Source organism: Promicromonospora sp. Populi, assembly GCF_041081105.1.
Classification (GTDB): domain Bacteria; phylum Actinomycetota; class Actinomycetes; order Actinomycetales; family Cellulomonadaceae; genus Promicromonospora.
The window spans coordinates 3344257-3365879 of the sequence record NZ_CP163528.1 but is presented as its reverse complement, the minus strand read 5'-3'; the positions used below and the strand labels follow the sequence as shown (position 1 = coordinate 3365879).

General features: G+C 71.2%; 17 protein-coding genes. 13 read left to right on the top strand and 4 right to left on the bottom strand.

The features are described from left to right. Window positions 1-10 precede the first annotated feature (10 nt). Entirely contained in the window at window positions 11-2461 is a 2451-nt protein-coding gene (locus AB1046_RS15280) for a glycoside hydrolase family 3 C-terminal domain-containing protein (protein ID WP_369370160.1), read from the top strand. Between the two features lie 2 nt (window positions 2462-2463). Here the strand turns inward: AB1046_RS15280 and AB1046_RS15275 are convergent, their stop codons facing one another. From AB1046_RS15275 to AB1046_RS15265, 3 genes are all read right to left on the bottom strand, one after another. After that, a complete protein-coding gene (locus tag AB1046_RS15275; RefSeq protein ID WP_369370159.1) occupies window positions 2464-2883 on the bottom strand; it encodes a hypothetical protein in 420 nt (139 codons plus the stop codon). After that, the gene (locus AB1046_RS15270) at window positions 2880-3590 is read right to left on the bottom strand and encodes a GNAT family N-acetyltransferase (RefSeq protein ID WP_369370158.1); all 711 of its coding nucleotides are present in this window, start codon (window positions 3588-3590) and stop codon (window positions 2880-2882) included. The genes AB1046_RS15275 and AB1046_RS15270 overlap by 4 nt, the downstream gene beginning before the upstream one ends. Before the next feature lie 110 nt (window positions 3591-3700). Then, complete coding sequence (locus tag AB1046_RS15265; RefSeq protein ID WP_369370157.1) at window positions 3701-4807, bottom strand: LacI family DNA-binding transcriptional regulator; 1107 nt, start codon at window positions 4805-4807, stop codon at window positions 3701-3703. Window positions 4808-4987: 180 nt separating this feature from the next. Here AB1046_RS15265 and AB1046_RS15260 point away from each other — a divergent pair, with 180 nt between their 5' ends. From AB1046_RS15260 to AB1046_RS15225, 8 genes are all read left to right on the top strand, one after another. Further along, window positions 4988-6280, top strand: coding sequence for an extracellular solute-binding protein (locus AB1046_RS15260; protein WP_369370156.1), 1293 nt, complete (start codon window positions 4988-4990; stop codon window positions 6278-6280). An 8-nt stretch (window positions 6281-6288) separates the two neighbouring features. After that, window positions 6289-7224, top strand: a complete 936-nt coding sequence (locus AB1046_RS15255; protein ID WP_369370155.1) for a carbohydrate ABC transporter permease — start codon at window positions 6289-6291, stop codon at window positions 7222-7224. Beyond that, window positions 7224-8099, top strand: coding sequence for a carbohydrate ABC transporter permease (locus AB1046_RS15250; protein WP_369370154.1), 876 nt, complete (start codon window positions 7224-7226; stop codon window positions 8097-8099). The genes AB1046_RS15255 and AB1046_RS15250 overlap by 1 nt, the downstream gene beginning before the upstream one ends. Window positions 8100-8119: 20 nt before the next feature. Next, window positions 8120-10561 carry a beta-glucosidase gene (locus AB1046_RS15245; protein ID WP_369370153.1) on the top strand — a complete coding sequence of 814 codons (2442 nt, stop codon included), beginning with the start codon at window positions 8120-8122 and terminating at the stop codon, window positions 10559-10561. Continuing rightward, complete coding sequence (locus AB1046_RS15240) at window positions 10558-12144, top strand: family 43 glycosylhydrolase (RefSeq protein ID WP_369370152.1); 1587 nt, start codon at window positions 10558-10560, stop codon at window positions 12142-12144. The genes AB1046_RS15245 and AB1046_RS15240 overlap by 4 nt, the downstream gene beginning before the upstream one ends. A 16-nt stretch (window positions 12145-12160) precedes the next feature. Beyond that, window positions 12161-12523 (top strand): RNA-binding S4 domain-containing protein, encoded by a 363-nt coding sequence (locus AB1046_RS15235; RefSeq protein ID WP_369370151.1) that lies wholly within the window; start codon window positions 12161-12163, stop codon window positions 12521-12523. 129 nt (window positions 12524-12652) lie between these two features. Continuing rightward, entirely contained in the window at window positions 12653-15718 is a 3066-nt protein-coding gene (locus tag AB1046_RS15230; protein WP_369370150.1) for a S8 family serine peptidase, read from the top strand. An 87-nt stretch (window positions 15719-15805) separates the two neighbouring features. Then, complete coding sequence (locus tag AB1046_RS15225; protein WP_369370149.1) at window positions 15806-16867, top strand: dipeptidase; 1062 nt, start codon at window positions 15806-15808, stop codon at window positions 16865-16867. 1 nt (window position 16868) lies between these two features. Here AB1046_RS15225 and AB1046_RS15220 read toward each other — a convergent pair whose 3' ends face one another. Beyond that, a complete protein-coding gene (locus AB1046_RS15220; protein WP_369370148.1) occupies window positions 16869-17144 on the bottom strand; it encodes a hypothetical protein in 276 nt (91 codons plus the stop codon). Window positions 17145-17454: 310 nt separating this feature from the next. On the opposite strand from AB1046_RS15220, the gene dnaK reads away from it, so the two are divergent. The 4 genes from dnaK to AB1046_RS15200 all read left to right on the top strand — a co-directional run bounded on the left by dnaK (window position 17455) and on the right by AB1046_RS15200 (window position 21556). Then, on the top strand, window positions 17455-19320 hold the full coding sequence (dnaK, locus tag AB1046_RS15215) for a molecular chaperone DnaK (protein ID WP_369370147.1): 1866 nt from the start codon (window positions 17455-17457) through the stop codon (window positions 19318-19320). Beyond that, on the top strand, window positions 19317-19910 hold the full coding sequence (grpE, locus tag AB1046_RS15210) for a nucleotide exchange factor GrpE (RefSeq protein WP_369370146.1): 594 nt from the start codon (window positions 19317-19319) through the stop codon (window positions 19908-19910). Before dnaK ends, grpE begins: the two co-directional genes overlap by 4 nt. 80 nt (window positions 19911-19990) lie before the next feature. Next, window positions 19991-21010 (top strand): DnaJ C-terminal domain-containing protein, encoded by a 1020-nt coding sequence (locus AB1046_RS15205; protein ID WP_369370145.1) that lies wholly within the window; start codon window positions 19991-19993, stop codon window positions 21008-21010. 93 nt (window positions 21011-21103) lie between these two features. Next, a complete protein-coding gene (locus tag AB1046_RS15200) occupies window positions 21104-21556 on the top strand; it encodes a MerR family transcriptional regulator (protein WP_369370144.1) in 453 nt (150 codons plus the stop codon). Window positions 21557-21623 lie beyond the last annotated feature (67 nt).

Sequence of the window (21623 nt, the reverse complement as noted above, 5' to 3'; positions counted from 1 at the left end):
GCGTGCTCACATGACGAAGAAGCCGCCCGCCGCCACCTTCTCCGCCGCGACGGAACCCGCGACGATCGTCCGGAACCTCACCCTCGAGCAGAAGGCGCGGCTGCTGTCCGGTGCCTCCTTCTGGACCACCGCCGAGGCGCCGGGCGTCCCGTCGGCCTACCTCGCGGACGGCCCGCACGGCGTGCGCCGGCTAGACGCCGACGTCGGCGACATCGAGGGAGCCGTCCCGGCCACCTGCTTCCCGCCCGCCGTGGCGCTGGGCAGCACGTTCGACGTCGGCCTCGTCGAACGGGTGGGGGAGGCCGTAGCGGCCGAGGCGCAGCGGCGCGGCGTCGACGTCGTTCTCGGCCCCGGCATCAACATCAAGCGCAGCCCGCTGTGCGGGCGCAACTTCGAGTACGTGGCGGAGGACCCGCTGCTCGCCGGTGAGATCGGCGCGGCGCTCGTCACCGGGATCCAGGGCAAGGGTGTGGCCACGAGCCTCAAGCACTTCGCCGCGAACAACCAGGAGACGGAACGGATGCGCGTCTCCGCCGACATCGACGAGCGCACCCTGCGCGAGATCTACCTGCGCGGCTTCCAGCGTGTGGTCACCAAGGCGCAGCCCGCCACCCTCATGTCGTCGTACAACCGCATCAACGGCACCTACACCGGCGAGGACCGCCGGATCACCACTGACATCCTGCGCGGCGAGTGGGGCTTCAAGGGCCTCGTCATGTCCGACTGGGGCGCAGTGCACAACCGCATCGCCGGCATCCGCGCGGGCCTGGACCTGGAGATGCCCGGCGGCGGCGAGGGCCGGGTCAAGGAGATCGTCGCGGCCGTGAAGTCCGGGACCCTGGACCTGGCCGACGTCGACCGCTCGGCCACCCGGGTGGCCACCCTGGCGCTCGCGGCCCAGGGGGCGCGCGGCGCGGCTGGCCCGCCCGCGGAACCTGGCCACGACGCCGAGACCTGGCACGACGACGCCCACCACGTCCTGGCCCGGGAGGCCGCGGGCCGCGCGATAGTGCTGCTCAAGAACGACGGCGGCCTGCTGCCGCTGGCGCCGCAGACCCGCCTGGCCGTGATCGGCGAGCTCGCCCGGACACCCCGCTACCAGGGCGCTGGTTCGTCGCAGATCGTCCCGACGCGACTCGACGACGCGCTGGCCGCGATCCAGGACTCCGCGACCGACGTCGTCTTCGCGCCGGGGTACGAGCTGGGTGCGGCGGGCGGGGCTGGCGCTGGCGACAGGGCCGGCTCGGCCAGCGGGAGGAGGCCGGCCAAGGCGGCAGCCGCGGACGCCGCCGCAGCACTCGCCGCAGCACTCGCAGCCGACGCCGTCGCCGCGGCCCGGGACGCCGGCGTGGTGCTGTTCTTCGCGGGCCTGCCGCAGTCCGCCGAGGCCGAGGGCCGCGACCGCGAGCACATCGAGCTCCCTGCGAGCCAGCTCGCCCTGCTCGACCGCGTGCTGGAGGTCAACCCGCGGGTGGTCGTGGTGCTGTCCAACGGCTCGGTGGTGCGCCTGTCGGGCTTCGCCGACCGGGTGCCGGCGATCGTCGAGGGCTGGCTGCTGGGCCAGGCGGGCGGTGGCGCGGTGGCCGACGTGCTGTTCGGCCGGGTCAACCCATCCGGCCGCCTCACCGAGACGATCCCGCTGCGCATCGAGGACACGCCCGCCTGGACGAGCTTTCCTGGCACGGGCCTGCATGTCACCTACGGCGAGGGCATCTTCGTGGGCTATCGCTGGTACGACGCCCGCGACATGGCCGTCCAGTTCCCGTTCGGCCACGGCCTCTCGTACACGACGTTCGCCTACTCGGGGCTGGCGGTCTCGACGGGTTCGGTGGGTTCCGCGGACGGGAAGGGCTCGACTGGTGGGGGCGACCTCACCGCGACCGTGACCGTCACGAACACCGGCGGCGTCGCCGGCCGCGAGGTGGTGCAGTGCTACGTCTCCCTGCCCGGCTCGACGGTCCCGCGGGCCCCGCGCGCCCTGGCCGCGTTCGCGATCGTCGACCTCGCGCCGGGGGAGTCGCGGCAGGTCGAGCTGGCCGTGGCCCGGGACGACCTCGCCTACTGGGACGTTCGCGCCGACCGGTGGCTGGTGGAGGGCGGCGCCTACCGCGTCGAGGTGGGCGCGTCGAGCCGCGACCTCCGGGCCACGGCAGAGGTGGCGGTGCCGCCGGACTCCGTCGTCGTACCGCTCACCGGGCAGTCCTCGCTGGGGGAGGCGATGGTGCATCCCGTCATCGGGCCGACCGTCACGGGAATGCTGCAGGCGGCCGGCCTGTCGGACGACGTGATGGTCATGACCAGAGCGATGCCCCTGGAGCGGCTCCCGTACCAGCCGGGCTCCGGCGTCACGCACAAGCAGCTCAAGCAGCTGCTCGACGTCGCGAACGGCACTGGCGGCCTGACCACCCGCACGGCGAACAAGCTCCTGACCCTGACGGCCCGCCTCCGCCGGCGTCGTTGAGGTCAGAGCTTTTTCTGCAAGGCCGCTTCTGCGCCCGAGGGGCGGAAGCCCAGGGCCACGTTGATGCCCAGCATGTGCGCGTTCTCCTCCGCGTTGAACGTGTGCACACGCTCGGTCTGCGGGTACCGGCCGGCGAGCTCGCGCAGGTTCACGGCCTTGACGAGCATCCCGAGCCGGTGCCCGCGGTGGGCCTTCAGCGCGATCGTCTCCTCCTGGAACACGAACGCCGGCTTGCCGTCCACCAGCAGGAACGACGTGCCGGCCGCGACCTCGCCGGACGGGACGTGCTCCACCACGGTGACCAGGAGCCGCTGGCCGCTGTCGGCACGGTCGGCGAGGTAGACCCGCACGCGCTCGGCGTCCCAGGTCTCCTCGCCGAAGTCGAGCTCACCCTGCGGCACGTCCGTGGACATCCGGGTCATGAGCTGCGCGTAGCCCGCGTGCCAGTCCTCCGGGATGCCTTCCCACGTGTGTGTCCGGTAGTCGTCGCCGGCCTTCGCCCGCGCCTCGGCCTCGAACGCCGCCAGCCTCTCGGGGTCCACCGGCAGGTCGAGCCGCGACATGCGCTCCACCTGCTCGATCGTGTACCCGCGGCGAAGCGCGAACTGAGCGCCACCCGCTGCGGAGGCGGGAGCCGGCCGACGCCGGTCGCCGGCACCAGCGCCTCCTCGCCGTCGGCCGCCTCGCGGGGTGACGGCGACCAGGCGAAGAACGTGGTCCGGCCGGCATCGGCGGCCGCCTGCTCCGCCCGGTCGGCGAGAGCCGTCCCGATGCCCTGGCGCTGGTGGTCCGGATGCACCCCGACGTAGACGTCGGCGGTGTGCGTGTTGTGCTCGCGCGTCATCGCGAGGAATCCGTACCCGACGACGTCGTCGGCGGTCGGGGCGCCGCCGTCCGCGCGGTCGAGCACCGCGACGAACCGCTGCTTGTCCGAGTACTCCTGGTGCAGCATCCCGCTGACGGTCTGCTGCAGGGTGTTGGCGAGGTCGTCGTAGCCGCGGGTCGCGAGCTCCACGGCCTGGTCGACGGCGACGATGCCGTGGTACGCCCAGGCGTCCGGATGCTCGGCAGAGGGCACTGCCGGCACCTCGAGGATGCGCCACGTCAGGTGGCTGGTGGGGGAGCTCATGAAACCAGAGTGCCCGGCCCGCCGTCGGGCGGCGACCTTATTTCGGCGGGCCGAGCCCGCCCGGTCGGGCCGCGACGGAGATCGCCTGCCCGACGGCGGTCCCTAAGTGACTAAGCGCTGGGCGGAGCGGTGCTCGCGCGCTCCACCAGGCGCGTGGGCAGGCGGACGTGGTGGCCCACGGCGGGGCCGGACTCGAGCATCGCGATGACCATCCGGAGCGCCTCTGCGCCCATCTCGTGCAGCGACTGCGCGATGGTCGTCAGCGGCGGGGTCGACCCGGCTGCCTCCGGGACGTCGTCGAACCCGATCACCGACAGGTCCTCCGGGACGCGCAGGCCCAGCTCCTGGGCCACCTGGATGACGTGGAGGGCCGACAGGTCGTTCGCGGCGAAGACGGCGGTCGGCCGGTCGGTGCGTTCGAGCAGGTCGTGTGCTGGCCGGTCGGCCCGGTCGGGGCGGTAGCCGCCCTCGAGCATCAGGCTCGGGTCGGGGGTGAGTCCGGCCGCCTTCATCGCCTCGCGGAAGCCCAGCTCGCGCAGTCGCGCGGACTCCAGGTCCGAGCGGCCGCCCAGGTAGCCGATGCGGGTGTGGCCCAGGCCGATGAGGTGCTCGGTGGCGGCGCGGGCGCCGCCCAGGTTGTCGGAGTCGATGGTGGCCGGGCCTGTCGGCCCGGTGTGCGGATCGATGGCGACGACGGGGACGCCGTCGTGCACGGGCAGAGCGAGGGTAGGCGTGACGATGACGACGCCGTCGATCAGCGTGCCGGCGAGGCGGGACAGCGAGCGGCGCTCCCAGCCCATGTGGTCCGCGCGTCCGGCGTCGCCGCAGTAGGCGAGCAGCTCGTAGCCGGTGCCGGCCGTGGCCGTGGAGATGCCCTTGAGCAGCTCGGTGCTGAACGGCTCGAACTCGGCGACGAGCACGCCGATCACGTTCGTCTGGCGACGGCGCAGGCTGCGCGCGACGAGGGACGACTCGTACCCGAGGTCCGCGACGATGCCGAGCACCCGCTCGGCGGTGGCCGCCGCCACGCCGTACCGGCCGTTGACGACCTTGGAGACGGTGGCCACGGAGACGCCCGCGGCCCGTGCGACGTCGGTGATGGTGGCGCGGCCGGTCGCGCGCTCCGGGGTGGCGGACGGCTCCGGCGGCACCGGGCCGTCGGTCCCGCTGTCATCCGGTCCGGCGGTGGACCCGGTTGAGCCGGTAGCTCTCTGCACGAACGAACAGTACCTCCGGGAGCCCGGTGCGATCGTCAGGCCACGCCGTTTCGAAATCGATATCGAAAACGATTGACGAAAATGTGGGCTGCCTGGCACGCTCGGTTGGACGACGGACCCCGGGTCCGTCCCACGGCAGGCTCCTGCCGACGTCGACGACGACCTACAAGGGGTTCCACGATGATGAGGAAGACGCGGGCCGCGGGCACTGTCGCCCTGGGGGCCACCGTTGCCCTGCTGGCCGCCGGCTGTTCCGGCGGCAGCGCAGAAGGAGGCTCGGACGGTGACGTCACGATGACCTTCTGGCACAACTCGACCACCGGCCCCGGCCGGGCGTACTGGGAGGACACGGTCGCCGCCTTCGAGGCGGCCAACCCCGGCGTGACGATCGAGGTCCAGTCCATCCAGAACGAGGACATGGACGGCAAGCTGCAGACCGCCCTGAACTCGGGCGACGCACCGGACATCTTCATGGCGCGCGGCGGCGGCAAGCTGGCCGACGTCGTCGAGGCCGGCCAGATCATGGACCTCACCGACACGATCGACGATGCCACCAGGACCGCGGTGGGTGACGCCGGGTTCAGCGCCCTCTCCGTGGACGGCGCGATCTACGGCATGCCGACCTCCATCCTCCCCGGCGGCATCTACTACAGCCAGGACCTCTTCGACGAGGCCGGCATCACCGAGACGCCCACCACCGTGGCCGAGCTGGACGACGTGGTGTCCGACCTCAAGGCCGCTGACATCGCCCCGATCGCGCTCGGCGGCAAGGACGCCTGGCCCGCCGCGCACTGGTTCTACTTCTTCGCGCTGCGCGAGTGCTCGCAGGAAACCCTCGAGGCCGCCGCCGTGTCCCGCAGCTTCGACGACGAGTGCTGGCTGGCGGCAGGCGAGGATCTGCAGGCCCTCAGCGAGACCGAGCCGTTCCAGGACGGTTACCTCACCGCGACGGCCCAGCAGGGCGCCGGCTCCTCGGCGGGTCTCATCGCGAACCACAAGGCCGCCATGGAGCTCATGGGCGCGTGGGACCCGGGCGTCATCGCGGGCCTGACCCCGGACCAGCAGCCGCTGGCGGATCTCGGCTGGTTCCCGTTCCCCGCCACTGACGGTGGCGACGGTGACCCGGCCGCGTTCATGGGCGGCGTCGACGGCTACTCCTGCTTCGTCGAAGCTCCGCCGGAGTGCGCCGACTTCCTGAACTTCTTCATGCAGCAGGAGTACCAGGAGAACTACGCCGAGGCGTTCGTCACCCTGCCTGCCAGCAAGGACGCGCAGGGCGTCGTGACGGACCCCGCGCTGCAGTCCGTCCTTGAGGCCTACAACGAGGCCCCGTACGTCTCGGTCTGGCTGGACACCCTCTACGGCCAGAACGTGGGCAATGCGCTCAACGGCAGCGTCGTGGAGCTGCTGGCCGGCGACGGCGACCCGCAGAGCATCGTCGACGCCGTGAACGCCGCGGCGGCGATGGAGTAACGGCCCAGATGACTCACACCCTGGGTGATAGGGGCAGGAGGGCCGACTGGCGCAAGACGCTCGAGATCACCCTGCTCTCCGGCCCCGCCGTCGTCGTGTTTCTCGCGTTCGTCATCTTCCCCGTCTTCCTGGCGGCGTACTACGGCTTCTTCAGCTGGAAGGGCTACGGGCCGCCGACGGAGTTCGTCGGGCTCGACAACTACCTCGTCATCTTCCGGGACTCGGCCTTCCACGAGGCTCTCCTGCACAACGGCTACATAGTGGTGCTGTCCCTGATCATCCAGGGGCCGGCCGCGATCGCTCTGGCGCTCCTGCTGAACCAGAAGATCCGCGGCCGGTCCGTCATCCGCGTCCTGATCTTCGTGCCGTACGTGATCTCGGAGGTCATCGTGGGCACGGGCTGGAGCCTGCTGCTCCAGACCTCCGGCGCCGTGAACGACCTGCTCGACAAGATGGGCCTGGGGTTCCTCGCCGTCGACTGGCTGTCGGACCCCAGGATCGCCCTCTGGTCGCTGATGATCATCATCAGCTGGAAGTACATCGGCTTTGCCGTGATCCTGTTCCTGGCGGGCCTGCAGAGCATTCCCGAGGAGCTTTCCGAGGCGGCCTCGATCGACGGCGCCTCGTACTGGCAGATCCAGCGCACCATCACGCTGCCCCTGCTCGGCCCGACGATCCGCATCTGGGCGTTCCTGTCGATCATCGGTTCGCTCCAGCTCTTCGACCTCGTCTACATCATCTGGGGCCAGTACGTCTCCGCGACGGCGGGCACCTCCACGATGGCGACCTACATGGTCCTGAACGGGCGGCTGGCCGGGAACTTCGGCTATGGCAACGCCGTCGCCGTCGTGCTGTTCCTGATCTCGCTCGTCATCGCCCTGGTCTATCAGCGCTACGTGCTGCGCCGGGACACCGAGGGCGCGCTCACGGAAGGGAAGAACTGATGGCGACGCTGCTCGAAGCCCCCACGACGGCCAGGCAAAAGCTGCGCCGGATACCGAAGGTCGCCTGGGGCAACCCGATGACCTATGTCATCGCGTTCCTCTTCGTCGGCATCTGCATCGCACCGGTGCTCTACATCGTCGTGGGTGGATTCCGGACGAACGCGCAGATCACCGTCGACCCGTCAGGTCTGCCGAACCCGTGGGTGGTCGACAACTACCTCAGCGTGCTCGCGAGCGGGGTGTTCTGGCGCCAGGTCGGCAACTCCGCGATCGCCGGCATCCTCACCACGCTCGGCGTGGTGTCGCTCGGGCTCATGGTGAGCTACGTGCTCGCACGGTACGACTTCCGGCTCAACGGGGCGATGTACTCGCTGTTCGCGGCAGGCCTCATGTTCCCCATGACGGTGGCGATCACCCCGCTGTACATCCTGATCCGCGACCTCGGCCTGATGAACACCCTCGGGGGCATCGTGCTGCCGCAGATCGCGTTTGCGCTCCCGACCACGATCATCATCCTGGTGCCGTTCCTGCGCGCCATCCCGAAGGAGATCGAGGAGGCCGCCTCGATCGACGGCGCGGGCCGCATCGGGTTCTTCTTCCGGATGGTCGTTCCGCTGTCGCTGCCCGGCGTCATCACTACCGGGATCCTGGCGTTCGTCGCGTCGTGGAACTCGTACATGCTGCCGCTGTTCATCCTGAACGACGAGCTGTCGTACACGCTGCCGCTGGGTGTCCAGGCGTTCGCCTCCCAGTACTCGGTCGACACGGCGCGGGTGCTGGCGTTCACGTCGCTGTCGATGATCCCCGCGCTGATCTTCTTCGCGCTGTTCGAGCGGCGCATCGTCGGCGGCCTTACGGGAGCGGTGAAGGGCTGATGAGTCAAGAGAGGAACTTGATGACGGAGCTGCCGGTGGCGGTTCGGGCGATGCCCGAGGTGTCGGAGCGTGTGCGCGCGCTGCACGCACAGATGACTCTCGAGGAGAAGCTGGCACAGCTCGTCGGGTACTGGCTGGACCAGGGCGGCAACGTGGTCGCCCCGATGCAGGGCGAGATGGCCGACGGCCAGGGTTCCGCCGCGCTCCCGGAGATCACCAAGCACGGCATCGGGCACTACACCCGCGTGTACGGCACGCGGCCGGTGGACCCGGCCGAGCGTGCGGCCTGGCTCTGGACCGAGCAGCGGCGGCTGAAGCGCGAGACCCGGCTCGGCATCCCGGCGCTGGTCCACGAGGAGTGCCTGACGGGCCTGGCGGCCTGGCAGGCGGCGACCTTCCCGACGCCGCTCGCGTGGGGCGCGTCGTTCGACCCCGCGCTGGTCGAGGAGATGGGCCGGCTCATCGGGTCGTCGATGCGGGAGCTGGGGATCCACCAGGGCTTGGCGCCGGTGCTCGACGTCGTCCGCGACCCCCGGTGGGGGCGCGTCGACGAGTGCATCGGCGAGGACCCGTACCTCGTCGGCACCGTCGGCACCTCGTACGTCCGCGGGCTGCAGGGGGCGGGTGTGCACGCCACGCTCAAGCACTTCCTGGCCTACTCCGGGTCCCGGGCGGGGCGCAACCACGCCCCGGTGAGCGCCGGCCCGCGCGAGATCGCCGACGTCTTCCTGCCGCCCTTCGAGATGGCGGTGCTCGACGGCGGGGCGCGCTCCGTCATGGCGTCGTACAACGACGTCGACGGCGTGCCGATGCACTCGTCGGTTGAGTACCTCACGGAGCTGCTCCGTGAGCAGTGGGGGTTCGACGGCGTTGTGGTCGCCGACTACTTCGGCGTCGCGTTCCTGGCTGTCATGCACGCGGCCGCGGCCGACCGGGGTACGGCCGCCGCGGCCGCCCTGGAGGCCGGCGTCGACATCGAGCTGCCGTCCGGTGACGCCTACCTCGAACCGCTCGCCGCGCTGGTGGCGGCCGGCACGGTGCCGGTCGAGATCGTGGACCGGGCGGTGCTGCGCGCGCTCCGGCAGAAGGAGGAGCTCGGGCTGCTCGACCCGGAGGCGTACGAGGGCGACCCGCCCGCCGTCGTCGACCTGGATTCGCCGGCGCACCGCGACGTCGCCCGGCGGCTGGCCGAGGAGTCGGTGGTGCTGCTCTCGAACGACGGTGTGCTGCCGCTCGGCGCTTGGCATGACAAGCCGGCCCGGGTCGCCGTCATCGGGCCGAACGCCGGACGCCCCGAGGCGCTGATGGGTTGTTACTCCTTCGCGAACCACGTGCTCGCACACTTCCCGGGGGTCCCGGCCGGGTTCGAGATCCCGTCGGTGGCCGAGGCCCTGGCCGTAGAGCTCGATCGCGCGGGCCTGCCCGCGCCTGAGCTGACGTTCGCGCACGGCTGCGACGTCGAGGGGGACGACAGGTCCGGGTTCCCCGAGGCGGTCGCCATGGCGGCGGCCGCCGACGTGGCGATAGTCGTGGTGGGCGACCAGGCCGGGCTGTTCGGCCGCGGCACCGTGGGGGAGGGGAACGACAGCGAGTCGCTTGAGCTGCCCGGCGTGCAGCGCGAGCTCGTCGAGGCAGTGCTCGCGGCAGGCAAGCCCGTCGTCCTGGTGCTGCTCACCGGTCGGCCGTACGCGATCGGCTGGGCGCTCGACGCCCCTGGCGCGGCGGGCGGCGGCCGGAAGCCCGGCGCGGTGCTCCAGGCGTTCTTCCCGGGTGAGGAGGGCGGCGCCGCTCTTGCGGGCGTGATCTCGGGCCGGGTGAACCCCTCCGGGCGCCTGCCCGTGTCGCTCCCGCGGTCCACGGGCTCGCAGCCGTACTCGTACCTGCATCCGATCCTCGGCGGGTCTTCCGAGGTGACGTCGACCGACTCGACGCCGGTGCGCGCCTTCGGGTTCGGCCTGTCGTACACGACGTTCGCGCGCGAGCTCGTATCCATGGACCGGTCGGTCGAGGCGGGCGGCACCTTCCGCGCCGTCGTGACGGTGACGAACACGGGTGCGGCGGCCGGGTCCGACGTCGTGCAGCTGTACGGGCACGACGTGCTGGGCTCCGTAGCGCGGCCAACGGCCGCGCTGCTCGGATATCACCGGGTCAGCCTGGAGCCGGGCGAGTCGACGACCGTTGTGTTCGACGTGCCGACCACGCGGTTCGGATTCACCGACCGCAGGATGGTGCGGATCGTCGAGCCCGGCGACGTCGAGGTGTGGGTCGGCGCGCACGCCGCCGACAGTGTTGTCCGGGTAGTGGCCGAGGGGATCGCCGACCTCGACGAGCCGAACGACGTACCGGGCGACGCACCGGTCCTCGTTCCGGCGGCGGCCCGCAGGGTCGTCGCGATCACGGGCGAGGTGCACGACGTGACGATCGCGGACGAGCGGTGGGTCCGCGCCACGGTGGCACCGTGACCGCGGTCCACAACCCGATCCTGCCGGGCTGCTACCCCGACCCGACGATCTGTCGGGTCGGGGCGGACTACTACCTCGTCACCTCGACGTTCGAGTACTTCCCCGGCCTGCCGGTGTTCCGCAGCCGCGACCTGGTGCACTGGGAGCAGCTCGGGCACGCGCTGGACCGGGCGGGGCAGCTCGACCTGCGCGGCATCGCGTCGTCCGGCGGCCTGTACGCACCGACGCTGCGGCACCACGACGGCGTGTTCTGGCTGGTCTGCACGCTCGTGGACCAGGGCGACCCGGCGCGCGGCGGCAACTTCGTGCTGACCGCTACCGACCCCGCGGGGCCGTGGTCCGACCCGGTGTGGCTCGACGAGGACGGCATCGACCCGTCCCTGTTCTTCGACGACGACGGCCGTGTCTGGCTGCACGGCACCCGGCTCGCCCGCGAGCCGGAGTGGCACGACCAGACCGAGGTGTGGCTGCGCGAGCTCGACCCGGCCACGATGCGGCTCATCGGGCCTGAGCACGTGCTCTGGCGGGGTGCCGTCCTGGGCGCTGTGTGGGCCGAGGGGCCGCACCTGTACCGGGTGGACGGCACGTACTACCTGCTGGCCGCGGAGGGTGGCACGGAGTTCCACCACGCGATCTCCGTGGCGCGGTCCGAGTCGGTGACCGGGCCGTACGTCGGCAACCGGGCCAACCCGGTGCTGACGCACCGGCACCTGGGGCGGGGGACGGACATCGTCGGTGTGGGGCATGCCGACCTGGTGGAGGCACCCGACGGCACCTGGTGGGCCGTGCTGCTCGCCATGCGCACCTACGGCGGCTACCACTACAACCTCGGCCGCGAGACGTTCCTCGTCCCGGTGACGTGGGAGGACGGCTGGCCGGTCTTCGCGCCCGGGCAGGGGCGGGTGCCGCTGGTGGTGGAGGTGCCGGACGGCGTCCGGGCGGACGGCGGGGCCGGCCGCCTGGCCGATACGCCGCCGGCCGATCCCTGGCCGCCTGCGGGGCCTGTGCTGCCCGGCGACCTGCGGTGGACCGGTCTGCGTGGCCCCGCCGACTTCGCCGAGCCGCACGGCGAGGGCTGGCTGCTCCACATGCGCCCCGACAACCTCACGGACGCGACGACGCCGGCGTTCCTCGGAGTACGCCAGCAGCACCAGGACGTCACCGTCCGGGCTGTGCTGCGGTTCGACCCGGCCGGTCCGGACGAGCAGGCGGGCCTTGTGGTGCGGCAGTCCGAGCGGGACCACGTGCTGCTGGTGGTGACGAGGACTCCCGACGGCGTCGGACGCCGGGTCCTGGCCGTGCACCGCCGGGCGGGTACGGCAACGGTGCTCGGCGATCGTCTGCTGCCGGACGGCGACCACCCGGTCACGCTGGCCGTGCAGGCTCGGGGGCAGGACTATGTGTTGCTCGCGGCGGTCGGGGACGCTCCGCCGACGGCGGTCGGCGTTGCCGACGGGCGCACCCTGGACAGCGTCGCAACCGGAGGCTTCCTGGGCCTGTGGCTCGGGCTGATCGCGACGAGCAACGGCTCGCCGTCGGACACAGTGGTGGTCGTGGAGCGCTTCGAGTACCTGCCGCGTTGAGTGGGAGGATGGGCCGATGCGTATCGACGTCTGGCTGTGGGCAGTGCGACTGACCAAGAGTCGGTCGGTCGCCGCCACCCTGTGCCGTAGCGGCCGGGTCCGGATCAACGACAAGGTCGCCAAGGCGTCGGCGTCGGTCGCGGTGGGTGATCGGGTGACCTGGCGGGACCCGCTCCGGGACCGCGAGATCGAGGTGGTGGAGCTGCTGCTCAAGCGGGTGGGGGCGCCCATCGCCGCCAAGGCGTACCTGGACCACAGCCCGGCCCTGCCGACGAGGGTCGAGCGGGAGGCCGTGGGGCTGCGCGACCGCGGCGCCGGTCGCCCCACCAAGCGCGAGCGGCGCGAGATCGACAAGCTGCGCGGGCGCAACGAGATCTGAGTTTCACCCGGGTGACTTCTCGGCAATTGTGGGTTATTTCCTGACAACGGACGGTACTTTCGCGGCGTATCCCTGCCCCGCGCAGGTCCAGTGCGCCTCGGTAACCGGGCGCCCCAGCCTGGAGAACCCATGCACCCACGCACTCGACGTCGTGCCAGAGCTCTGGCCTCGGCCACCGTCCTGGCACTCCTGGCAACACCGGCAACGGCTCTCGCAGCTCCCGACCCCGACCGCGGCCCGCTCGCGGAGGCCGGCACCGGTGGCGACGTCGCCCCGATGGTGCTGCCCGGCGTCGTCGACCCGGCTGACAAGTTCACCGCTGGTGCGACCCGGGCCTTCCAGGCCGAGGACACCACCGACTTCTGGCTCCGGTTCGCCGGGGAGACCGACCTGACGGCCGCCGGCGGGATCACCAGCTGGTCGGAGCGCGGGGAGTACGTGTACGAGACGCTGCTGGCCGCGGCCGAGTCGTCGCAGAAGCAGGCGATCGCCGCGCTGGAGGAGTCCGGCACCGAGTACACCTCGTACTGGGCCACCAACGCGATCCTGGTCGAGGACGGCTCGCTCGACCTGGCCACGGACCTCGCGGCGGACGCGGAGGTCCTGGAGGTCCGTCCGACGACGCGCCATGCGCTCGAGGAGCCGGAGACGACGGAGGGCGCCGTGCCCAACGCGGCCGCCGACTCGACGTACGGCATCGAGGCGATCAACGCCGACGACATGTGGGGCCTGGGCTACACCGGCGACGGGGTAGTCGTCGCGGGCCTGGACACGGGCGTGAGCGACCATGTGGCTCTGGCTCCGCAGTGGCGAGGTTACGAATCGGGTGACAGCGACTACAACTGGTACAACTCGCTGGACCCAGGCGCCAACTCCCCATCTGACAACAACGGGCACGGCACCCACACCATGGGCACCATGGTGGGCACCGACGACGGTCAGATGAACATCGGCGTCGCGCCCGGCGCGCAGTGGATCGCGACCAACGGCTGCGCCGGGAACTGCCTGGACTCGACCCTCATCGCGTCCGGCCAGTGGCTGCTGGCCCCGACCCGCTGGGACGGCACCGACGTGAACCCCGCCCTGCGTCCGAACATCATCAACAACTCGTGGGGCCTGTCCCTGTCGACCGACCCGTTCATGGAGGACGTCATTGCCGCCTGGGAGGCGGCGGGCATCTTCAGCACCTGGTCCAACGGGAACGACGGCGAGCTCGGCTGCGAGTCGTCCGGCAGCCCCGGGTCGCGTCAGGCGTCCTACTCGGTGGGCGCGTTCACGCCGTCCGGCACCATTGCCGCGTTCTCGTCGCGCGGCCCCGGGCAGAGCGGCACCGTGAAGCCCGACATCGCCGCACCCGGCCAGACCGTCCGGTCCGCGGTGCCCGGCGGCGGCTTCGAGCAGTGGTCCGGCACGTCGATGGCCGCCCCGCACGTCGCGGGCGCCGTCGCGCTCCTGTGGGACGCCGTGCCTGAGCTCATCGGCAACGTCCCGGCGACCCGCGCCATCCTGGACGACTCCGCGGCGGACGTGAACAACACCTCCTGCGGCGGCAACGCCGACGACAACAACGTCTGGGGCGAGGGCAAGCTCGACGTCCTTGCTGCGTACCGGACGGCCCAGGGGCAGCAGTTCACCAGCAAGCCCGCGCCGGTGATCCAGGCTCTCGACCCGGTGGTGGGGGGCGCGATGGTCGTCGACCCGGCCCCGGTCTGGGACCCCGAGGCCACCTTCACCTACCAGTGGCGCCGCGACGGCAAGATGATCTCGGGCGCCACCAGCTTCCTGTACCTGACGCAGCCGGCGGACCTCGACGCGGAGCTCACGGTGACCGTCGTCGGCTCGGCCGACGGCTACATCCCCACCGCCGTGACCAGCGAGCCGAGCGAGCCGATCGGGCCCGGCGACCTCGCCTCCAGCGAGCCGACCATCAGCCCGGCCGCGCAGGTGGGCACAACGCTCTACGCCAAGTCGGGCGCGTGGACCTCCGGCACCACGTTCACCTACCAGTGGCTCGCGGGCGGCGCGCCGATCTCGGGCGCCACCGGCTTCACGTTTGTGCCCACCAGCCTGCAGCGCGGCAAGCAGCTCACCGTGACCCTCACGGGATCGCGCGCGGGCTACAGCCCCGAGAGCCGCACCAGCCCCGCCGTCCCGGTGGACTACGGCACGTTCGCCATGGCCGCACCGCGGATCTCCGGCATGTCCAACCCAGGCGCCACGGTGTCGGCGATCGCCCCGCCGGCCACCCCGGCGCGGACCACCACTACCTACCAGTGGAAGATCGACGGCACGAACATCTCCGGCGCGACGCGCTCGACGTTCACGATCCCGGCGTCGTACGAGGGCCGCAAGCTCACGGTGACGGTGACGGGCCAGCGCCCCGGCATCACCACGAAGTCCGTGACCTCGGCCCACTCGACCGTCGACACCAAGTTCTCGGCGTCCCCCTCGCCCACGATCTCCGGCACCGCCCGGGTCGGCGCGAAGCTCACCGCCAGGGTGGGTACCTGGCGGCCCGCGCCGTCTTTCACCTACCAGTGGCTCGCCGACAGCGTGCCGATCTCGGGCGCCACCGCTTCGACGTACACGCTCAAGGGCGCGCAGCAAGGCAAGCGGATCTCCGTGGTGGTCACCGCCCGCAAGTTCGGGTACGCCACCGCCGTCCGCTCGGGCGGGCCCACCGCTGCCGTCGGCCGGGCAGCCACCGCGATCCCCGCGGACGGCGGCTACCTGGTGGGCAGCGACAGCGTCCCCGCGGGCACCTACGTGGCCGCGGCGGGCTCGCGGTTCTGCTCCTGGTCGCGCGAGTCCCGGACGGCCTACCTTGGCCAGGACTTCGGGTACGGGCAGCGGATCGCCACCGTGAAGTCCACCGACTACGGCTTCCGGTCCGCCAGCTGCGGCCCCTGGGTCAAGTACTACTCGGGCACGATGGAGCCGAGGACCAGCACGTCCGTCAACGGGGTGTACATGCTCGGTGACCAGCTCCAGCGCGGTAGCTACGTGACCACCGGGCCGGCGGACCCGGCGGCCGGTTCCTGCTACTACGCGATCATCGGCACCGAGTTCACCGGCCTGGCGGGCGGCGCCAACCTGTTGGCGCACGGCACCGTGACCGAGCCGACGACGATCACGACGCCGGCAGCCGCGAAGGGCTTCGAGACGTCCAACTGCACCTGGCGCCGGGTGAGCTGACCTCTCGACGGGTCGGGCGGTCAGGTCACCCGGGTGACCTGACCGCCCGACCCGTCTGCAGGTGGGCGGCGCGGTAGCGTCGCCTGCATGACGACAGCCGCCCGCCTCACCGCGCTCCTCGAGAAGCACCCCGTCTGGGACGGGCACAACGACCTCCCGTGGGAGCTGCGCGAGCAGGCGGCCTACGACCTCGACGCGGTCGACATCGCGCAGCGGCTCACCACCACCCACACGGACCTGCCCCGGCTGCGCGAGGGCGGCGTCGGCGCCCAGTTCTGGTCCGTCTACGTGCCCTCGCGGCTGGCGGGCGGGGAAGCGGTCACGGCCACGCTCGAACAGATCGACTGCGTGCACCGCATGGTCAACAAGTACCCGGGGACGCTTCAGCTCGCCCGGACCGCCGCCGACGTCGAGCAGGCGTGGAGCGACGGCCGGATCGCGAGCCTCATGGGCGCCGAGGGCGGCCACTCCATCAACGAGTCCCTGGCCGTGCTGCGCATGCTCTACGCGCTCGGCGTGCGCTACATGACCCTCACGCACAACGACAACGTGCCGTGGGCCGACTCCGGCACCGACACCGAGGTGCTGGGCGGCCTCTCGCCCTTCGGCGAGGACGTCGTGCGCGAGATGAACCGCATCGGCATGCTCGTCGACCTCTCGCACACCTCGGCCGGCACCATGCGCCACACCCTGCGCGTCACCACGGCCCCGGTGATCTTCAGCCACTCCAGCGCCCGTGCCGTCTGCGACGTCCCCCGCAACGTGCCCGACGACGTCCTGGCCGCCCTCGCCGGCAATCGCGGCGTCTGCATGGTGACCTTCGTGCCGCAGTTCATCTCGCCCGCAGTCGTCGAGTGGCGGGCCGGTGGGGGCGACGGTCCGGAACCGCGCGCCACGCTGGCCGACGTCGTCGCGCACGTCGAGCACGTCCGCGAGGTCGCCGGCGTCGACCACGTCGGGCTGGGCGGCGACTACGACGGCACGCCCGCCCTGCCGGAAGGCCTGGAGGACGTGACGGGCTACCCGCGCCTGCTCGCGGCGCTCGCGGACAACGGCTGGTCCGATGCCGACCTCGGCAAGCTGACCAGCGGGAACGTGCTGCGTGTGCTCCGGGACGCGGAGTCGGTAGCGGCCCGGACGGAGTCCTGACTCAGCTTGTCGGGAGCTGGACCACCTTGCGCTGGAAGCCCAGGGCCACCTTCTGCAGTGACTCGAGCGGCTCCTGCTCGTTGTGGTAGCTGATCTGCCGCAGCATCGAGCCGGACGAGGCGAGCAGCGCGACGATCACGTCGCGCGCGTCCTCGCGCGTCTCGAGCGCCTCCTGGAGGAGCTCCTGGACGTGCGGCGATCTGAGACCCTCTTCTTCGGGATCGAGCAGGGCTGTCAGGAGCGCTATCGATAACGAGCTTCCGTGAATGCTTGCCATGGTGGTCTCCCCCCGTCGGGGCCCGGGGTCCCCGGGCATCAGGCACCCGCGAGCAAGCCCGCGGGGTACTCGTCCGACGCCCCACCCCCTGTGGCCCCGGTCGTGCAAACCCTTGTGTACCGCAGGTCAGAGCGTCGCGCCTGTTGACCGGGGTGAATAGGGACCAGGTAGCGGCGTGTCGCCGGGAACTAATCCGCCCCGCTCGTAGTTGAGTGAAGTGGACTCAAGTTTGCGGTCCGGGTTTGCTTCCTCGCGATCCCCGGCCTAAGTTGAGTGCAGCAGACTCAATCTGTCGAAGGAAGGCAGCAACATGGCACGCGCAGTAGGTATCGACCTCGGAACCACGAACTCGGTGGTGACAGTCCTCGAAGGCGGGGAGCCCACCGTCATCGCCAACGCGGAGGGCTCGCGGACCACTCCGTCAGTGGTCGCGTTCTCCAAGACCGGCGAGGTCCTGGTTGGTGAGGTCGCCAAGCGTCAGGCGGTCACCAACGTGGACCGCACCATCTCCTCGGTCAAGCGCCACATGGGCACCGACTGGTCCGTCGACATCGACGACAAGAAGTACAACGCGCAGGAGATCTCGGCCCGCATCCTGGGCAAGCTCAAGCGCGACGCCGAGGAGTACCTGGGCGAGCCCGTCACGGAGGCCGTGATCACGGTCCCGGCGTACTTCAACGACGCAGAGCGTCAGGCGACGAAGGACGCGGGCCAGATCGCCGGCCTCGACGTCAAGCGCATCGTCAACGAGCCCACCGCGGCCGCGCTCGCGTACGGCCTGGAGAAGGGTAAGGAGGACGAGCTCATCCTGGTCTTCGACCTCGGTGGCGGCACGTTCGACGTGTCCCTGCTCGAGGTGGGCAAGGACGAGGACGACTTCTCGACCATCCAGGTGCGCGCCACCTCCGGTGACAACCGCCTCGGCGGTGACGACTGGGACCAGCGCGTCGTCGAGTACCTCATCAAGCAGGTGAAGAACTCCTCGGGCGTGGACCTGTCGAAGGACAAGATCGCGCTGCAGCGCCTCCGCGAGGCGTCCGAGCAGGCCAAGAAGGAGCTCTCGTCCTCGACGAGCACCAACATCTCGATGCAGTACCTGTCGATGAGCGAGAACGGCCCCATCCACCTGGACGAGAAGCTCACGCGCGCCCAGTTCCAGCAGATGACGCAGGACCTCATCGACCGGACCAAGGCCCCGTTCCACGCCGTCATCCGTGACGCCGGCATCTCGGTGGCGGACATCGACCACGTCGTGCTCGTGGGTGGCTCCACCCGCATGCCCGCCGTGAGCGACGTCATCAAGGAGCTCACCGGCGGCCGAGAGCCCAACAAGGGCGTGAACCCGGATGAGGTGGTCGCCGTCGGCGCCGCCCTGCAGGCGGGCGTCATCTCCGGTGACCGCAAGGACGTCCTGCTCATCGACGTCACCCCGCTGTCCCTCGGTATCGAGACCAAGGGTGGCGTGATGACCAAGCTCATCGAGCGCAACACCGCGATCCCGACCAAGCGCAGCGAGGTCTTCTCCACGGCCGACGACAACCAGCCGTCCGTCGCGATCCAGGTCTTCCAGGGCGAGCGCGAGTTCACGCGGGACAACAAGCCGCTGGGCGTCTTCGAGCTCACCGGCATCGCACCGGCCCCGCGCGGCGTGCCGCAGATCGAGGTCACGTTCGACATCGACGCGAACGGCATCGTGCACGTGTCCGCCAAGGACCGCGGCACGGGCGTGGAGCAGTCGATGAAGATCACCGGCGGCTCGGCCCTCCCCAAGGAGGACATCGACCGCATGGTCAAGGACGCCGAGGCGCACGCCGAGGAGGACAAGAAGCGGCGCGAGGAGGCGGACACCCGCAACCAGGCCGAGTCCTTCGCGTACTCCATGGAGAAGCAGATCGCCGACAACCGCGACAAGCTCCCGGCGGAGGTCGTGACCGAGGTCGAGACCGACATCGCCGCGGTGAAGGCCGCGCTCGAGGGCGAGGACGCCGAGGCCGTGAAGACCTCGTACGAGAAGCTCGGCGCGTCGTCGCAGAAGATCGGCGAGGCGCTGTACGCCGCCGAGCAGCCCGCAGCGCAGGGTGCTGAGGGTGCACCGCAGACGGCGAACGCCCAGTCCGCCCCCGAGGAGGACGTCGTCGACGCCGAGATCGTGGACGACGAGGACGAGCGCAAGTGACCGAGGAGAACCCGCAGGGGACCCCCGAGCCGGACGGCTCGGGGGACCACGAGCCGACGCCGGCGGCAGAGCCCGTCGAGACCCCCGCACAGCAGGACGCCTCGGGCGACCCGCTGGAGGGGCTCGACTTCGAGCCGTCCGGTGACGCGGCCGAGGACGCCGCCGTCCTGACGGCGAAGGCCGAGGCGGCGGAGCACCTGGACGCGCTGCAGCGTGAGCGGGCCAGCTTCACGAACTACCGCAACCGGGCCCTGCGCGACCAGGAGGCCGCGCGGGACCGGGGCGTGCAGGACGTGCTGGCCGCCCTGCTGCCCGTGCTCGACGACGTCGAGCGCGCGAAGCAGCACGGCGAGCTCAGCGGCCCCATGGCCGCGATCGCGGAGAAGCTCGACCAGAGCCTGCAGAAGTTCGGCGTCGAGCGGTTCGGCAAGGTGGGGGAGGAGTTCGACCCCACCGTGCACGAGGCGCTCATGCACTCGACCGATGCAGAAGCGACGGCCACCACGGTGAACCTCGTGGTGGAGCCCGGGTACAAGATCGGCGAGAAGGTGGTCCGGGCGGCGCGCGTAGGCGTCGTCGGGCCGGAGTAGTCCCGGGCTCCCGGTGGCCGGGCCCGCCCCTCGGGGCGTGGGCCCGGCCACCGGGAGCACAGTGTGTGGAAGGAGGGGCCGTGACCGGTCAGGACTGGATGGAGAAGGACTTCTACGCCGTGCTGGGTGTGGCCAAGGACGCCGACGACGCGGCGATCAAGAAGGCCTACCGCAAGCTCGCGCGCCAGTACCACCCCGACCAGAACCAGGGGGACGCGTCCGCCGAGACCAAGTTCAAGGAGATCGGCGAGGCCTACTCGGTCCTGTCCGACGCCGAGCAGCGCCGCCAGTACGACGCCGTGCGCGCGATGGCGGGTGGCGCCCGGTTCTCCGCGGGTCCCGGTGGTGCCGGGGCCGGCGGCTTCGAGGACATCATGGGCGCCATGTTCGGCGGCGGCCAGGGACCCGCGGCCGGCCGTGGCGGGCCACGGGTCCGCTACTCGCAGGGTGGCAACGGCGGCGCGGGCTTCGAGGACATCCTGGGCTCGATGTTCGGTGGGGGCGCCAGGTCCGCCTACGGTTCGGCGGGTCCGACCGGGTTCTCCGCGCCGATCGCCGGTGCCGACGTGGCAGCACAGGTCACGCTCCCGTTCCGGGCCGCTGTGGAGGGTACGACCGCCGAGCTCCAGGTCAACGGCCGCACCGTCACTACCCGGATCCCAGCGGGGGTCAACGACGGCAAGAAGATCCGCCTGCGCGGCAAGGGCAAGCCGGGTGCCGGCGGCGGCCCGGCCGGCGACCTGGTCGTCACGGTGCACCTGACACCCCACCCGGTCTGGACGCTGGACGGGCTCGACCTGCGGATGAGCGTGCCCGTCACGTTCGCGGAGGCCGCACTCGGCACCACGCTGACGGTGCCGACCCTGGACGGCTCGACCGTGCGGCTGAAGGTGCCCGCGGGGACGCCGTCGGGCCGGGTGCTCCGCGTCAAGGGCCGCGGCGTGCGGACGGCGAACGCGACCGGAGACCTGCTGGTGAGCGTCCAGGTGGTAGTGCCGCAGAAGCTCAGCAAGAAGGCAAAGCAGGCGCTCGAGACGTTTGCCGCCGAGAACGACGGCGATGACGTGCGCGCCGGGCTGGCCGAACGCGCGGCGGAATGATTCTCGGCGCGGTGGGGCGGGTGTCCCGCCGCGCCGGCGTCGGCTAATCTGCCCGGACGCAAAGGCAAACGGAAGAGACATTTAGGAGGGCACATGGTCGACGACGACGCACCTGTGCTCACCGTGTCCAAGGCCGCCGAGCTCGCGGGTATGCATCCGCAGACGCTGCGGCAGTACGACCGCCTCGGCCTGGTGGTGCCCCGGCGCACGCGCGGCCGGGGGCGCCGCTACTCGCGCCGCGACGTGGCGCGCCTCCTGCAGGTGCAGCGGCTCGCCCAGGTCGAGGGCATCAATCTCGCCGGGATCAAGCGCATCCTCGCCCTGGAAGCGCACGTCTCTGTCCTGGAGGAACGCCTCGGTGACCTGCTGATGCGGGTGCAGGAGGAGGGCCGGGTGTTCGCCGCCGGACCCGACGCGGGCGACGTCGTGGTTGTGCAGCGCGGGCAGCGGGTCCGCAGCGCGGCGATACGGGTGGACCTCGAGCATCGCGCCGGCGGGGGTGGCGCAGTTGTGCTCTGGCGGCCGGCGCCGCGACGTGAGGGCTGATCAGCCCCTCTTTTGCCCTTCTGCTGATTTTGGTAATGCAATTCTTTCGTTAATCGAGAATGCCGCC